Source organism: Candidatus Chloroploca asiatica (assembly GCF_002532075.1).
GTDB classification, from domain to species: domain Bacteria; phylum Chloroflexota; class Chloroflexia; order Chloroflexales; family Chloroflexaceae; genus Chloroploca; species Chloroploca asiatica.
In genome coordinates this window covers 161,982-178,305 of the sequence record NZ_LYXE01000090.1, presented here as the reverse complement: position 1 = coordinate 178,305, position 16,324 = coordinate 161,982, and the positions used below count along the sequence as shown (strand labels likewise).

The 16,324-nt window shown below is 57.8% G+C and carries 12 protein-coding genes; 11 read left to right on the top strand and 1 reads right to left on the bottom strand.

The features are described from left to right. Positions 1 to 2 precede the first annotated feature (2 nt). The 4 genes from trpD (at position 3) to A9Q02_RS11430 (ending at position 4,402) form a co-directional block, all read left to right on the top strand. A complete protein-coding gene (gene trpD, locus A9Q02_RS11445) occupies positions 3 to 1,031 on the top strand; it encodes an anthranilate phosphoribosyltransferase (protein WP_097653214.1) in 1,029 nt (342 codons plus the stop codon). Then, positions 1,024 to 2,931, top strand: coding sequence for a potassium channel family protein (locus A9Q02_RS11440; protein ID WP_097653213.1), 1,908 nt, complete (start codon positions 1,024 to 1,026; stop codon positions 2,929 to 2,931). Before trpD ends, A9Q02_RS11440 begins: the two co-directional genes overlap by 8 nt. Positions 2,932 to 3,054: 123 nt before the next feature. Then, complete coding sequence (gene trpC / locus A9Q02_RS11435) at positions 3,055 to 3,855, top strand: indole-3-glycerol phosphate synthase TrpC (RefSeq protein WP_097653212.1); 801 nt, start codon at positions 3,055 to 3,057, stop codon at positions 3,853 to 3,855. A gap of 76 nt (positions 3,856 to 3,931) precedes the next feature. Then, positions 3,932 to 4,402, top strand: a complete 471-nt coding sequence (locus A9Q02_RS11430) for a DUF4190 domain-containing protein (RefSeq protein ID WP_097653211.1) — start codon at positions 3,932 to 3,934, stop codon at positions 4,400 to 4,402. 68 nt (positions 4,403 to 4,470) lie between these two features. Here the strand turns inward: A9Q02_RS11430 and hpf are convergent, their stop codons facing one another. Continuing rightward, positions 4,471 to 5,052 (bottom strand): ribosome hibernation-promoting factor, HPF/YfiA family, encoded by a 582-nt coding sequence (gene hpf, locus A9Q02_RS11425; RefSeq protein ID WP_097653208.1) that lies wholly within the window; start codon positions 5,050 to 5,052, stop codon positions 4,471 to 4,473. Positions 5,053 to 5,404: 352 nt separating this feature from the next. Between hpf and coaBC the strand changes: the two genes are divergently transcribed. The 7 genes from coaBC to A9Q02_RS11390 all read left to right on the top strand — a co-directional run bounded on the left by coaBC (position 5,405) and on the right by A9Q02_RS11390 (position 16,158). Then, on the top strand, positions 5,405 to 6,625 hold the full coding sequence (gene coaBC, locus A9Q02_RS11420; RefSeq protein WP_097653206.1) for a bifunctional phosphopantothenoylcysteine decarboxylase/phosphopantothenate--cysteine ligase CoaBC: 1,221 nt from the start codon (positions 5,405 to 5,407) through the stop codon (positions 6,623 to 6,625). After that, positions 6,622 to 7,758 (top strand): SH3 domain-containing protein, encoded by a 1,137-nt coding sequence (locus A9Q02_RS11415; protein ID WP_097653204.1) that lies wholly within the window; start codon positions 6,622 to 6,624, stop codon positions 7,756 to 7,758. Before coaBC ends, A9Q02_RS11415 begins: the two co-directional genes overlap by 4 nt. Positions 7,759 to 7,772: 14 nt before the next feature. After that, a complete protein-coding gene (locus tag A9Q02_RS11410) occupies positions 7,773 to 10,169 on the top strand; it encodes an ArnT family glycosyltransferase (RefSeq protein ID WP_097653331.1) in 2,397 nt (798 codons plus the stop codon). A gap of 158 nt (positions 10,170 to 10,327) precedes the next feature. Further along, positions 10,328 to 12,565 carry a tetratricopeptide repeat protein gene (locus A9Q02_RS11405; protein ID WP_245860504.1) on the top strand — a complete coding sequence of 746 codons (2,238 nt, stop codon included), beginning with the start codon at positions 10,328 to 10,330 and terminating at the stop codon, positions 12,563 to 12,565. Further along, positions 12,549 to 13,460 carry a glycosyltransferase family 2 protein gene (locus tag A9Q02_RS11400; protein WP_097653201.1) on the top strand — a complete coding sequence of 304 codons (912 nt, stop codon included), beginning with the start codon at positions 12,549 to 12,551 and terminating at the stop codon, positions 13,458 to 13,460. The genes A9Q02_RS11405 and A9Q02_RS11400 overlap by 17 nt, the downstream gene beginning before the upstream one ends. 13 nt (positions 13,461 to 13,473) lie before the next feature. Then, the gene (locus tag A9Q02_RS11395; protein WP_097653199.1) at positions 13,474 to 14,457 is read left to right on the top strand and encodes a lysylphosphatidylglycerol synthase transmembrane domain-containing protein; all 984 of its coding nucleotides are present in this window, start codon (positions 13,474 to 13,476) and stop codon (positions 14,455 to 14,457) included. Positions 14,458 to 15,123: 666 nt separating this feature from the next. Next, the gene (locus A9Q02_RS11390) at positions 15,124 to 16,158 is read left to right on the top strand and encodes an alpha/beta fold hydrolase (protein WP_097653197.1); all 1,035 of its coding nucleotides are present in this window, start codon (positions 15,124 to 15,126) and stop codon (positions 16,156 to 16,158) included. Positions 16,159 to 16,324: the final 166 nt, after the last annotated feature.

Sequence of the window (16,324 nt, the reverse complement as noted above, 5' to 3'; positions counted from 1 at the left end):
TTTTGGAGATTCGTGACGCGATTGTGGCGGTCGTTGCGGGCCGGGATTTGAGCCAGCATCAGGCGGCTGAGGTGATGGAGACGATCATGGCTGGCTCGGCGACCCCGGCGCAAATTGGGGCGCTGTTGACGGCCCTCCATTTGAAGGGTGAAACCGATGCGGAACTGGCCGGCATGGCTGAGGTGATGCGGCGTAAGGCGACGGTGGTGGTTGCCGAAGGCCCTGTGGTTGATACATGTGGCACCGGAGGGGATGGGTCGCTCAGTTTCAATATCAGTACAACCGCTGCGTTTGTCGTGGCTGGTGCCGGACTGACCGTCGCCAAGCATGGCAACCGGGCAATGTCGAGCGTCTGTGGGAGCGCTGATGTGCTAGAGGGTCTGGGGGTGCGCATTGAGATGAGTGCATCGGCAGTCGCCCGTTGTTTGCGTGAAGCAGGCATTGGCTTTATGTTTGCGCCATCCTTTCATCCCGCAATGCGCTTTGCCGGGCCCGTCCGTCGTGAGATTGGGATTCGGACGGCCTTTAACATTCTTGGCCCGTTGACAAATCCGGCTCAGGCCCGCCATCAGGTGCTCGGCGCAGCTTCGGTTCCCCTCGCTGAGAAATTGGCGCGTACCCTCGACCGGCTTGATACCGTCCATGCCCTTGTTGTGCATGGTGATGGTGGGATGGACGAACTAACCCTCAGTGGTACCAATCTGATTGTCGAAGTCCGCCATGGACATCCAATTAGTTCATACGAGTTTACCCCCGAAGACGTGGGCCTTGCCCGTGCGCCCCAGGCGGCTCTGCGTGGGGGTGATGTCCTGGTCAATACGGCGATTGTACGTGGCATTCTAGAGGGCAGCGATACCGGCCCGCGACGCGATGTGGTCTTGCTCAACGCAGCGGCAGCCTTGATCGCAGGTGATAAAGCTACCTCGCTCAAAGAGGGGATCGCCCTGGCCCGTGCCAGCATTGACGAGGGCTACGCCCTCGAACGCCTTGAGCGGTTGATTGCCGTCAGCCACGCGACGCTTCATGACTGAGTTACACGAGTCGGCCTACCATACGCTGCACAACCCTGATGAACGCCAGCGTCGCTTGCGGCGGCGACGCCGCCCGTTCTGGCGGGTCGCGCTCGCGGGGCTGTATGATTTCATTCAGTTGGTACGCGAGGCTCGTATTGCGCTGCTTGGCTTTACGCTGCTGGCGGTAGTGAATGCGAGCTATTTGCTCGTCTTCTATGATTATGCTGCGGCAGGTGTGCCCCCCTTTACGCTGATCTCGGCCTTCTACGAAACAATGAAGATGATGACGCTGGAGACGGATCTCCCGATTCCAGAGAATGACCTTTTTGGTGATCTGCTCTTTTTTGTGACGCCGATCCTGGGCCTGGCCCTGGTCTTTCAGGGCATTCTCAATTTCGGGCGCTTTCTGCTTGACAAAGGCAGTCGCCGCGAAGGTTGGCAGGTTTCGCTAGCGCGTACCTATCGCGATCATGTCATTGTTTGTGGTCTCGGCAGTGTCACCTATCGGGTGATTATCGATCTGCTTGAAGAGGGCTATGGGGTGGTCGCGATCGAACGTAATTGGCAGAGTGAGTTTGTTGAGCCAACCCTGGCTGTGGGTGTGCCGGTGATCCTCGGCGATGCGCGGTCACGTGAAGTGCTTCAGGCAGCCGGCCTCTTTCGCGCACGTAGCTTGATCTCGGGGCTTGGTGACGACCTGGGCAATATTGAAATCGGTCTGGCTGCCCGGCGACGACGCCCTGATTTGCCGATTATTTTGCGGATCTTTGATGAGGATCTTGATCTTAATTTAGAGCAAACATTTGGCCGTAATGCCGTTTTTAGTACATCAACCCTTGCTTCACCGACGCTTGCTGCGGCTGCTCTGGGCCGTTCGATTGCCCATGTCTTGCCCCTCCCGCAATCGTTTCGGCATAGTGATGGTGCCACACGGTATAAAGGGGTTCTCTCGCTGACGATTACCCCTGGAAGTGAGCTTACCGGTTCATTGCGTCACATCGAAGAGCAGATGGGGGTCTGGGCGCTGCTGCATCTTAAACGAAACCAGACGCCCAGGCGTAAACGGGTATCCAACGAGCATGCACACCTTGAACCGGGCGATACCGTGGCGTTGCTTGGGCCACTTGAGCGCCTCGAACAGGCTCGTGTGCTCAATCACGGATATGGACAGGGCAGCGAGTTGGAGGTGCGGAGTTTCAGTCAGACTTATGATACCGTGATTGTCTGTGGGATGGGCAAGATCGGGGCACGGGTCATCCGTGATCTCGACTCGATGCGTCCGCGTCCACGGATTGTGCTGATTTGCCAGCCCGAGGTAACCCGCGAAGAACTCCTTGAAGAAGCGAATCCCTTGTTGGCCGACCGCGTGACAGGCGATGCACGACGGGCGACTGTTCTGCAAACCGCCGGGATTGAGCGGGCGTGTGCGCTCGTCGCTGCAACCAGCGATGATCTGACGAATCTCCAGATTGGCCTGGCCGCACGCAAACTCGTCCCGGATATTGATCTGGTCTTGCGTGTCTTTAACGAAGACCTGGCCGGACGCCTCGAGTTGATGTTTGGGGCGCATACGACCTTTAGTGTCGCTGGACTTGCCGCACCAACGTTTGCCGCCGCCGCAGTGGTACGAGGGATCAGTTACGCCATTGAATTGGACGAACAACTCCTTTCGACGACGACCCTTCGTGTACAGGCAGGCGATGAGTTTGATCAGCGTACCGTTGAACAGGTACGTAAGCACATGGGTATAATCCCGCTCGCTCTCAAACGGAATGGACAGGATGTCCTCATTATCTCGACAACAGGGTTTGTTCCTGGCGATGAAGTCGCAGTGCTGATTGATGTCGGTATGCTCGAACGCCTACGAATGAAGAGCCAGCGTTTGATCGAGACTGCACTTGTTGATCCGGTCACATAATACCAATTGGACTTGAGTAATTCGCATCGGTGTTGCTGCCACAGTCTATTGGGACGCCATGCGCGGCAATCTGCAATCCAAAATCCGCAATCTAACATGGTATCAGTAAGGAGGGAGGGAGGGATGGACAACAAGACAATTCTGGATACGATCCTGGCTCATAAGGAAGTCGAGGTGGCCCGCCAGCAGGCCAAAGTATCGTTGACCGCACTGAGCGGACGCATTGCGCGCGCACCGAAACCCCGTGACTTTGCCCTGGCGCTGCGTCGTGCCCATGGGACGGCCTTGATCGCCGAGGTTAAAAAAGCCTCGCCCAGCCGGGGTGTCTTGCTTGAACCGTTTGATCACCTTGCACTGGCGCAGATCTACCGCGATGCTGGCGCTGCCGCGATCTCGGTGCTAACCGATAGTCGGTTTTTTCAAGGGAGCCTGCAATTTCTTCAGGGTATCCGGAAACTCCCTGGCATTCCGCCGCTCTTGCGCAAAGACTTCATCATTGACCCTTATCAGGTCTACGAGGCACGCGCATATGGGGCCGATGCGCTGCTCTTGATCGCCGGGGCGCTCGACGATGCCATGCTGCTTGAGCTCCACGCGTTGACAGCAACTCTTGGCATGACGTCCCTGGTGGAAGTTCATACCGAACAAGAACTCAAGCGAGCGCTGGCCGTTGGTGCAAAGGTGATCGGGGTCAACAACCGGAACCTGCACACCTTTGTCATCGACCTGGGCACGACTGAAAGCCTAGCCCAGCATCTGCCCGGGGGCCCTGACCGCCCAATCCTGGTGAGTGAAAGCGGCATCTTTACCCCCGAACATGTTCGCCAGGTGCAGAGCTACGGAGTTGATGCCGTTCTCGTCGGCGAAGCCCTTGTGACCGCCGCTGATATTGGCTTGCTGGCGCGTACCCTCGTCAATGCGTAGGGGTCTCGTGCAACTGTTCCCCCCAGCGTAGCGTATAATCCCTAGCATAATTGCTGAAGATGTTCTGGAGAATGCGATGATTTGTTCACAGTGTGGAGCAGAAAGTGCCGAGGGACAGCGCTTTTGTTATAACTGTGGCGCACAGTTGCCCCAGCAACAACTGCAGGTGGATCAGCCTTCGCGGGTCACCCCGATCACAACGCCATACCAGCCGACTCAGCCTGATCCATACCCATATCAACAACAACCACCTGCACCATATCAACCCCAGGTTTCTGAGGGGTATGCGCCTGCGGTCATTCCCAATAGTCAGTTAGCCGTGATCAGTGTCATCATGGGGGTGATCAGTTGGATCATCTTGCCGGTGATTGGCTCGATTGCCGCGATCATCTTTGGGCATCTAGGCCGCAGCGAGATCCGTCAGTCGGGCGGGCGTATTGGTGGCGACGGGCTAGCCGTGGTTGGCCTGGTGCTTGGTTATGCCCAGTTGATCATTCTCGTCCTTGGCTTTTGCGCCTTTATGGCCTTGATCGTCGCTGTCGCGTAGCCATAGGTTGAAGATGATAAAACGGCCAGCTCTGCTGGCCGTTTTGTCATCTTCAACCACCTGAAAGCTTAGACAGGATCGGGTACGATCATGCCATAGTTGCCATCACGCCGACGATACAGCACACTCAGTCGCTGCGAATCGGCGTCGTGGAAGACAAAGAAATTGTGGCCCAGCAACTCCATCTGTTCAATCGCGTCGTCCGTAAACATTGGACGAAGCGTGAGTTGTTTCGTGCGGATCACTTCGTGTTGCGGCGGAACATCGTCTTGATCGGTATCGAGTTCAGCCACCAGAATGTCAGCCTCAAGCTCGGATGGAAAGACACTGGGTTGACGTGTACGTTCACGCCTCCAGTACTTCTCTTTATACCGTTTGATCTGACGTTGAAGTACCTGTTGAACCTTATCCACTGCGGTGTAGAGATCACTTGCTTCTTCTTCGGCCCGCAGGATAACCCCGTGCTCACCTACGAGTGTTACCTGCACCCGACTGACTTCGCCGGCATTGCGGTGCTGTTCAGTATGAACCTCAACCGTGGCGCTCGTAATTGCGCCCATATAGCGTCCTAGCTTGGATAGTTTCTCTTCGATGTGTCTGTGCTGACGCTCGGTGATCTTGCCGCTGCGACTCTTGACTGTCAGTTCCATCGGGGCCTCCATCCTAACTCAAGGGGGCGAACAATTCCAGCCTGTTCGCAGGGTGCGAACAGAAAAGCCCCCGGTACCATACCATGGTACCCAGGGACTCGGTCACACATTAGAGGATTACGGAAAACGGGTTGTTGTTGCGATTGACGATCATCGCTCGTCACTTCCTGAAAATACACACCACACCATTGTGGTGTGACAGCACGGTGAACAACCAAACCGCTGTTGTTCAAAGATGCTGTTAAAGGGTATTGTACTACGGTGTGTGCCCTGTTTCAAGAGGAAAAGCCGAAACTTTACGTCACAACAGCTTGATGATACAATGCATTGGTATGCCATGTGAGGCGCTTTGATGGATGTCTTGCAAAACAAAAACATTATTCTGGGGGTCTGTGGCAGTATTGCAGCCTATAAGGTGGTGCAACTCGCCCGTGATCTGACCCTCGCTGGGGCGCATGTCCATGTGATCATGACCCCCGCTGCACAGCGTTTTGTTGGTACAGCGACGTTTCAGGCCTTGACAGGCCATCCTGTCCTGACTGATATGTGGGCCTTGCCAGAAGATGGTGTGATCGGTCATATTACCCTCGGTGCTCAGGCCGATCTGGTGGTGATTGCTCCGGCTACGGCCCATACGATCGCTCGTCTTGCGGCGGGCTTGAGTGATGATTTGTTAACCACAACAGTGCTCGCAACGAGTGCCCCTATCTTGCTCGCGCCCGCGATGAATCCGTTGATGCTTGCCAACCCAGCGACCCAAGCGAATCTCGCGACGCTGCGGGCGCGGGGCTTTATCATCATCGAGCCTGAAGTTGGGCGGATGGCTGAGGATGTCAGTGGCAAAGGCCGTTTGCCTGAACCGCATACCCTCGAAGGTGCGATTCGTGCCACTCTTGGTCAGCACACTGGTCCCCTCCGTGGCCGACACGTGGTCGTGACGGCTGGTGGCACCCGTGAACCAATTGATCCGGTACGCTATCTGGCGAATCGCGCTTCGGGACAGATGGGCTATGCTCTCGCGATCCAAGCGCGCGATCTCGGGGCAACCGTTACGCTGATCAGTGGCCCGACGGCGCTGCCAACCCCTGCCGCTCTAACGACTGTCCAGATTGAAACAGCCCTCGAGATGCAAGCCGCGCTGCACGAGGTCATCGGCCAGGCCGATATCCTGATTATGAATGCTGCCGTTGCTGATTTCCGTCCCGCCGTCGCAGCGGAGCATAAACTCAAAAAGCAACCCGATATAGCCGGGATGCACCTGGATCTCGTCACCAATCCTGACTTGCTTGCTGGCCTCGCCGATCAGCACCATGTTTTTAAGGTCGGGTTTGCCGCCGAGACGGATGACCTCCTGACTAATGCCCAGAGCAAGCTTGAACGCAAACGCCTTGATCTCATTGTTGCCAATGATGCGGTGACGAGCATTGGACAGGAAACAATCGCTTTGACGTTGATTGATCATCACGGGATGGTTGCGCTTGAGCGTCGCCCCAAGCATGAGGCCGCAGCCGAGTTGCTCGCGGCTATCGTTCCTCGTTATGAATGTTGGGTAAAGGATAAAACTTCACTATGACCAGTGAGCGTGAAGAGCCGACAGAGAAGCCTGTGCAGCGTGATCCTGGCCGATCCCCAAAAGCTTCCGCTGCAAAGGAACCCCCTGAGCGCACGACTCGCCGCTCACCAGCGCCGACCAGCGCCAAGCCACGTGCCTCGCACGATGGGCGTTCCACCGTGCCTCGGGAAGAACTTGCCAAGCTGATTGTGGCCCTCGGGGATACGAGCCATCCGCGCCACGCTAGTGCCGTCAATGATCTGGTCGCCCTCGGGCCTGCTGCGGTTACCGCGATCTGTGAGGCCCTTGGCCCTAGCAAACCCTGGCTGACGGTCTATCGCGCTGCCGAGGCCGCTGGTCGTCTTGGCGATGGTCGTGCCACTGGCCCGTTGATCCAGGCTCTCCAGCATCCCAATAGCAATGTTCGCTGGAGTATTGTGCAGGCACTTGGGCAGGTCAGTGATATGCGGGCGATGATCGCGTTGCGTCGCGTGGCGCGTACCGATCAGGGGCGTACGACCTGGGGTGAGTCGGTCGCCGAAACAGCCCAGAGTGTGCTCGATGAACTGGGACGCCGCAGCGTCTGGGGCCAGGGTTTTGAATTGATCAAGACGGCGGTCGTCGCCGGCCTGATGATTGTTGCGCTGATTCTGAGTTTCAGTGTGGTCACTTCACTCCGCGCTGAGTTGGGACGCTTCGGGCGGTTTATTCCTGGTGAGACGGAGTTGCCCCAATTTACGGTGCCTACGGCTCTGCCTACGACCACCACTGGCAGCACCGGTGGGGATATTGGATCGGTGTTGCCACAACCGACGACGCTTGCCCAACCAACCGTCGAGCCGGTGCTTGGCCCTACGGCTCTCCCCGATCTTTCTACTGAATTGACCGGTACCGTCCTGCAGGAGGCGAATGTGCGCCCTGTGCCCAGTACCGATAATCAGCCTATCGGTCGCGTGCGGCCCGGTGAAGAGATTGTCTTTCTGGCCCGTACCGCGAATAGTCAGTGGTTTCTGATTCGCCTCGCTGACGAGGCTGCTTCGGGCTCGACCATCAATAGTCTGGATGGCACGGGCTGGATCAGTCAGGCCCTCGTTTCGCCTCCGCCCGGTGAATTAGAAGTGCGTGAGGTCGATCTGACCAATGTCAGCCCCTGATGCAAAGCCCTGAGATGTCATTTCGTCTCGTGCGTGCCGCCATCGTTGCCGCCCTCGCTGGTGCCCTGCTGATTGCGGCACTTAGCCAGTTGCCTGCTCGCCATCTGGTTGATGTGGGTGGTTTTGATGCTGCTTATGTTCAGGGTTTCCACGAGGCGCAACGGGTGACCGATACCCGTGATGCGCCAGCCTATCTTGAGGGTAGCAGTGGCGCGGCCCGCTGGTCGCGTGCCTCGTCAGCACTGCGCTTTCCTCAGGCCGGTTTGCCCGCTACGGTGACGGTGCGCTTCCGTGGCCCACCGGGGCGCGATGTTCCGCTGGAACTCTGGCTCAATGGTGGCGGTGAACCAGTGCAATATTTCGCCGACGCTTCCTGGCAAGAGGTGACACTTCCGGTTGCTGGCGGGTTGCTCAAGGCAACCGATTTTTTTGTCGAACTGCGTGCGCCGGTTACACGCTTGCCCGATGGTCGTGAGGTTGGCGTGCTGGTTGATACGGTCCACTACGAGGTCGGCCCACCTCCAATCACGCCCTATCCGGCCCAGGTGCTCTATGGCGCGATCGTTGGGGCGCTGCTCGTGCTGGTGACCAGGGCTTGCGCGACGCCAACGCAATCGATGGAGAAACGCTGGTGGCACCATCATTCCCGACTGGTCGCTGCCGGCATCATTGGCTATGGGTTGCTCTGGTTCTTCTTCACCCGTCTTCAGCCGCCCTTCTATCCCTATCCTCTGCGCGATCTGCCGCTGGTCATCATCGGTGCGCTCAGTGCGGTGTTAGTGATCCGCGATGGCCCGACGCTTGTTGAGCGCTGGCCGTGGCTGCTCAAGGTGGCTGCCCCCGCGCTGGTGATCGCCATCTGGACAGGCGCAACCCTGCTGGCTGCGCAACAGCATCTTACGCTCTCGCGGCCCGGCGTCGAAAACGATTTTCGTTCGTTTGCGACCCGTGAGACGCTTGAGCAGGTTTTTCGTGCCGATGGTTTTTATAACCTGGGCTATCCGCTCTTGCTCTGGTTGGTACGACCATTAACCCACGACAATGCGTTTCTTGCCGGTCGCCTGATCAGTGCGGTCAGCGGGGCACTGCTCTTGATGAGTGGCTACTGGCTTGCACGGAACATCCTGGCGTCAGGGCCGGCTTTGGTCGCCCTGATGATGCTCGCACTTAGTGGCACCGTGGCGCAGTATGGACTCTATGTCGGCACCGATATGCCTTTTGCGGCGTGCTTCGTGGTGTCTGTGGCTGCACTGATCGCGGGCCTGCAGGAGTTGCGCCCTCCGCGGCAGGCCACGGTGCTGCTTGTGCTGGCGGGGGTTGCGGGCGGTCTCGCCTTTCTCATGCGCCATCCGGGGCTGATCCTCTTGCCCTGGGGGTTGCTGCTGCTGAGCATTGTGGCCCTAACTAGGTCCCAACAAGCCCGTCGCTTCCGTGGCCTGGTCGTTTTTCTCGTTGCGTTCCTTCTTACCATCAGTCCTCAGCTTATCATCAACACCATCCAGACCGGCCAACCGCTCTACAATCAGCAGGCCAAGAATGTCTGGTTGGCCGTCTATGGCAATATTGATTGGGGCCGCTGGGACGAAGCGCCGAATGAGATCGGGTTGGCTGAGTTGATTTTGCGCGATCCACCACGCTTTTTTGGCAACTGGGCCAACAATATCATCGGCTATCTGGGCAGTGGGGCCGAGGATACGAGCGAATTTGGCCGTGCGATCCAGTTACGCCTACTCGGCTTCCCCGCCAACTGGCTTGCCCTCAGCGGCCTGCTCGTCTGGCTTGCCCTGGTCGCGGGGGCCCTCTGGCCGTTCCTTGCCCCTGTTTGGTTCCGGATCACTGGTGTGTCGGACTCGCCTGATGTGCCTCAGGATGGGGGGAAAGTTGGTGGCCTTCTGATCCTGATTGGGCTCTACGTCGTCACCGTTAGCACGGGTTTCCTCTTGCCGCGCTTCTTTCTGCCGCTGACCGCACTCTATGCTGTCGCCGCCGGATGGTTCCTCGGGCGTGTGGTGGGCAATGGTCGCCTACTCGTTGGTGCAGCGCTGTTTCTGAGTATGGTACTATGGGGAGGGTATGGAGCCGGCGTGCGTTATGTGCTGGATCTTCAGCCTGCCGATGAGATCGCAGCGATCAGGATGGTACAGGCTCACGTCTCTGATGATCAACTGCTGGCCGGCAATGTGCCAGCGCGTTTGCCAATAGCCAAGTATTCGGCGATCGCGCATCAGGTGATAGAATGGCCGTCGGCAGAAGCCATCCAGACCGGTATTACGTCCGCAGAACTTGACGCAGCGCGTGCTGCCGGTGCGGTCTATTTGCTCTGGGATGCCGCACAGGGTCCCCCGCCCTTAGACAACCCGGAAGCCGCCCTGATTGCACAGACCGAACGCTATCGTCTCTATCGGTTGTGACGGCTGCCAGGGTGAATGGTGTTGTGCCGACTTCAGTCGGCTTCCGGCTCAGCCGACTGAAGTCGGCACTACCTGGTTTCATTCTTGAAAACCATAAGCACCTGGGCTTCAGAGTGTAAACATGTGCGCTTTCGTCAAGGGTCAGGGTTCAGAGAGATATGCAGAGTTCGTCGACAACAGTTTCATCAGAGAATACCCGGTCTACCCAGCAAGCGCGTGCGCGTGGTCTGACGATTCCTCGCATTGAACCGGTGACGATCGCTTTGATCGTGATGGTCTTGATCGGGTTGGCCTTGCGGATCTGGTTTATCAATCTCAGTCCGCTCGATCCCCGCTTTTCGGCCTCGGACGATGGCGACTATTACCAACGGGCCTTGCGCCTCGCGACAACCGGCGAGTATTTGGATAATTCATGGCTGATTCGTCCGCCGGGGCATATTTTCTTTTTTGCGGCAGTCATGAAGTTGTCCCTCTGGATGGGCGATCTTTCCCTGACGACGCAACTGATTCGTGTGGTTCACGTCGGATTCTCGTTACTCTTGATTCCCCTGGGCTATGACCTGGCGCGTCGACTCTTTCACCGTCCGGCCGGGCTCATCTTTGCCGGGATCTTGACGGTCTGGTGGCCCCTGGTTGAACTTCCCTCACTGATCCAGAGCGAGCCGCTCTTTTTCTTTACCCTGACGATGCACTGTTGGATGCTGGTACGCTGGCGCGACGCGTATCATGCAGGTGCGCGGCGAGCCTGGTTCTGGCTGGTTGGTGCGGGATTCGTGCTCGGCTATTGTGCGCTCACCCGTTCACCGGCGCTCTACAGTGTTGTCTTTAGTCTGCTCTTTCTTGCCGTCGAAATCTGGCGGAGCAAGGGCGGCCCGCTGCAGCTCTGGGCAAGTCGGCTGGCGGTGGCAGCCCTGGCGCTGCTCATTCCCTTTGCGAGTCTGATTATCCCGTGGACGGCGAGAAACTATCTGACCTATGGGCAGATGATCATGATTGATACGACTGGGCCGATCAATCTGTGGCTCTCGTTGCAAGACGAACGCATTGATGGCGGCAAGAGCGTCCTGGCCGGTATGGCGCAGGGCGAACGGCAGCCCTTTGCCAGCGCAGAGATCAGGGAGATCTTGCGCGATGATCCGCTGCGCCTGGTGCGCAATGCCTGGCCCCATTTCACCCATATCTGGAAGGCGCAGTTTGTTGAGGATTTTTTTGTCAAGGTCAGCTTCTTCTCGCGCCCTGTCCGTGAAATGGCGCTGCTTGGCCTGGTCGGCGACCTCATCTGGTTGACGTTTTGTGCGGCGAGCCTCTTTGCCGTCACGAGTCGCCCACACGAAGGCGGCTTTCGCTTGATTGCGCTGGGATGGGCCGCCTACTCCTGCCTAACCGTCATGCTGATCCACGTTGAACCGCGCTACCTCTTGCCGCTCTGGCTCTTTATGGCATTGTATGGAGCGGCAGCCCTGGGCACGCTCACCCTGTGGCTCGCACGGCTCCGGCGTGATGCGCCGGCGGCGCGTACCGAAGCGCGTGCCTACCTGCGTACACCCTGGTTTGGCGCGGGAGCATTGCTCTGCCTGAGTTTTCTCGTGCTCGTGGTGACCTATCGCGACTATCCGCAGATTATCAGTCGTGGGCTCGAGCGTGAACGCCATCGGGCGTCTGCGGTGCGCGCCCAGGCAGACAGCGATTATGGCGCAGCGATTGCGGCCTACGAGCAGATGATCGCAACTGACCCGAATTTTGTGGATGGACGCCTTGAGTTAGCGCGGCTCTATCTTGCACTCGGCGACTACGAGCAAGGGTGGAACGTGCTGAGTGAGCGCCACACCCATCGCGGCGACGTTGTCCGTGCGGCGCTGGCGCGGGCGCGGGGCGACCTTGAATTGGCGGCGGAACTCTTTACAGATGCAGAAGTACGTGCTGGCGAGGATGTGCAAAAACTCGGCCTGGCATGGCTAGAACCGGCCCCCTTGACCAGTCTGCGCCTGGGGAACGGGCTTGACATCGGCTATCTTGAGGGCTTTTCGTTTGGCGAAACCCTCCCTTCGACCGACACAAGCCCGCCCCAGACCTATCGCTGGCTTGAAGCCGAGGGACGCCTTATCCTGCCCCTGCCTGAGCCATTGCAAGAGGGTGATGTCGTACGGCTGCGGATGGCTGGAGGCATCGAGGGGGTTACGCCACTGCGCGTGCAACTTGGCAGTACCGAGGTGACCATTCCGGTCGAGGCCGGGATCTGGCGTATCTATCGCCTGGCCGTGCCCGCCGAACTGCTTGGCGCGCACGAGCTTGAAATCCAGTTCTCAGCCCCGACCTTTATTCCGCTCCAGGTAAACCCAACGAGCTACGATGCCCGCCGACTGAGTGTGAAGGTGAGTGATGCAGGTCTTGAATAGCACGGGGCAAAGCTACCCCTTTACGGTGACGGTCGTAATGCCGGCTTATAACGAAGCGCACGGCATCGCGGCGGTCGTCGAGCGCGTACGCGATGCGTTGCCCGACGCCGAAATCCTGGTCGTCGACGACGCTTCCACTGATGCGACCGGCGCGGCGGCGGCAGCGGCGGGTGCCCGGGTCGAGCGGCACCCGGCCAACCGGGGCAACGGCGCGGCGGTGAAAACAGGCATCCGGCGAGCCACCGGCGACGTTGTGCTCTTGATGGATGCCGACGGTCAGATGGACCCGCGCTATATCCCGGCGATCCTCGACGGCATTGCCGATGGCTACGATATGGTTGTCGGCGCACGTACCCGCGACACGCAGGGCGACAGCCTGCCGCGGCGACTGGGCAATCGGGCGCTTGATGCACTCGGCGGCTATCTCGTTGAGACCGAAGTGCGCGACCTGACCAGCGGCTATCGAGCGATGCGCCGCGAAATCATCATGGAATACATCCACCTCTTGCCCAATCGCTACTCGTACCCCACGACAAGCACCCTCGCTTTGCTCAAAGGCGGGCACGGCGTTGGCTTCGTCACCATCGAAGGCAAACGACGGGGCGGTGGTCAGAGCGGGCAAAAACTCATGCGCAACGGCATCCGCTTTGGCCTGATCATTCTGCGCATCATCTCACTCTTCGCCCCCTTGCGAGTCTACTTTCCGGTGGCCGTGCTCATGTTTAGTCTTGGCCTTCTTTCGTGGCTGCTCAACATGTTTCTTTTGGAGCCAGCGCGCGGTCTCTACATTCCCAACTCAGCCCTGTTGCTCTTTGTCGGCAGCATCATCATCTTTCTCTTTGGCCTGTTAGCAGAACAACTTGCTGCTTTGCGTTTTCAACGTCACGAACGGTAATCTTCATACACATATGAAAAAAAACCTATCATTGCTTTTACGCTTGCTTGGACCAGCCCTGTTGATCATTTTTCTCATCAATGCGGATCTTGGCAAGCTCTGGTTGACCCTACGTGAAGCGCAACTCTGGCCGATCTTGCTCTCGCTTGCCTTGATGCCACCCTTTGTCATCATCAAATCGTGGCGATGGGTACGGCTCTTGCGCGAGATGGGGCTGACACTCAAGCTCTCCGAGGCATGCCTGGTCTACACCGTCGGCCTCTTTTACGGCGCAACAACGCCAGGGCAAGCAGGCGATCTGCTCAAGGCCGTCTATCTTGGCGAGCGCGGGCAACCGGTCGCCCCGGCGATGTTGAGCGTCGTGCTCGACCGACTCTTTGACCTACTGATCATGGCCGCACTCGCCACACTCGGCATCTTTGCCCTGGGACAACTGCTGCCGAGTCGCGAACTGCAACTCGCGCTCGTCATCCTCATGGGCCTCGGGCTCGTCACCCTGACGATCTTTCTGCTGGCCCGCAAACCACGCGAATGGGTCTTGACAAGCGTCTTGCCGCGCATTGCACCGCGTTTGACGGCCAGCCTCGAACGCTGGAACGACCAATTACAGCACCTCTCACTGAGCCCACAACTGATCGTCGCCGTCACCATCGCCAGCCTCATCTCAGCGACCTTCACCTTTATCCGGCTCTGGCTGCTTTTTCTCGCGCTTGGCCTTGATCGTGTTCCCCTCTACGTCGTCGTCGGCGCTTCCGCCCTCGTCGCCGTCTTGCAAGTCCTGCCCATCTCAATTGCGGGCGTCGGCGTCCGCGACGCCGTCCTGATCGCCATCCTGCTCCCCTACGGCTACACCGCCGAACAAGCCCTGACGCTCTCGGGACTCTTTCTGCTGCTCAACCTACAGCACATCCTGGTGGGCTTCCTCTTCTCACTGCGCGTCCCGCTGGTGAGCGGGAAGGTGAAGGAGAGTGAGGTCGTGCGTGGGGATGAGGGGTGAAAGGACAACTACCTCTTCTCTGATCCATTCTTTGGTAACGGTGGCGAGCCGAGTTCTAAAGAGATCAATGCTCTGAACTTTATAACCGACACGTTCAGCAATCTCGGCCAGGATGGTACCGGTACGGAAGGAGAACCTCGACGGTGACTCAAGATTATGCTACACCTGGAACCCTAAAGTCCTTCGGTGCTTCGCTGTTGATCAGCGCTACCTCATTTTCGTGTATGCGAATGTGCTCATTGACCAGTTACCTTGCTTCCTCAACGATGAATGCACCCGCACTCCCAACAAGCTCAAACCACTGGGAAAGATCGAGAGACATAGCGACCACCTCCGTGAATCTTCATTATCGATCATCGTAGGTGGCTTCCCACCGCCGCACACTGTGCGCGTATCCACCTACCCACTCATCCGCCAAGGTGCGTAAAGAAAGCGCTCACCTCAGCCGCGTCCATCTCGCGGGGGTGGCGCACCTGGTGAAAAGGGTCTAGACTCAATACGTTTCAAAGAAGCTCACGCGAAGTCGCGAAGGCGCGAAGGGTTGCGCACCTTCGCGAAAAACGTTGCGCCGTTGGGTCAAAACAACCGCCTTACTTTGCAAGGTATTGGGTCTAGACTGCGGAGAAGCGGCGTAGCACCGACCAGGATCGTGGATAGGCCGCGAACATGTTGAAAAGTCCCAAAGGGATCGTGATGTATTTTCTTATATTTTTTCTCGTGTTGTTGCTTGCCCTTGCGACATATCTCGTTCTTGGTGGGCCGAAACTGCCGTCCGATACGGATGCGATCATTGAGAATGTTTTGAAAAGTGAATTGCCGCAGGTTATCCGGGGCGAGGCAGGCTTTGTTACGTCAGACGGATTGCAGATTTGGTATGAATGTATTGCTCCCGCAGGTGAACCTCAAGGAGTGGTTCTCCTCAACACGGGGATGGCGGGCGATGCGATCGCGTGGCCTCCCATGTTCGTGCGAGCTTTTGTGGATGCCGGATATCGTGTCATCCGCTATGACTTTCGCGGAACGGGCATGTCCGATTGGGTGGAGCATTGGAACAGCAAGCATCCGTACTCGCTTGCGGATATGGCGAAAGATGCTGTCGCGGTACTTGATGCGCTCAATGTGGATCAAGCACACCTGGTCGGCTTGTCGCTCGGCGGCATGGTCGCCCAGGAAATCGCCGTCCATAATCCCGAACGGGTTTCCTCGCTCACGCTTATGTCAACATCTGGATGCGCGGGAGACCCGCAGCTCCCGATTCTCTCATCGCGGCATTTCTTCATGTCGATTGCGCAGGGCTTGCCGATCTTAAAGTACCGCCTCATGGGAGGAGAGAAGAATCTTATCAAGGAACGAATCGCGAAAATGGTCATGGCTGGAATCGAAGTAGATATACAAGAGACAGCGGAAGTCGTCTTATACGAACTGCGAGAGAGAAAAGGATTTAACATCAAGGCCTTATTGCAACACCGGGCGGCGAGCGATGTCAGCGGCTCACGCTACGAGAGTTTGAGAATGCTTGAGGTGCCGACGCTCGTCATTCACGGAACGGACGACAAGGTATTTCCTATCGATCACGGTAAAAGGGTGGCCGAACTGATACCGGGAGCAGAAGCGCTGTGGCTTGAAGGCGTGGGGCATGTGTTTCCGTATCCGAATATGGGCAGCATACATGCAAGGATTCTTTCTCATTTAGCAAAGTAAGGAATAGCAATACCGCCTGACGCAACCGAGCGTAACGAGAGTTGCTCCGCGCCTGCGCCTAACACCGCATGCAGGCGACCGGCGGAAGCGGGGCGATTTTGGAAACCAGGAGCACACCAACACTGTACCACTCCAGAAAGCTGTTCCACCGGCGCCTGATGCATGG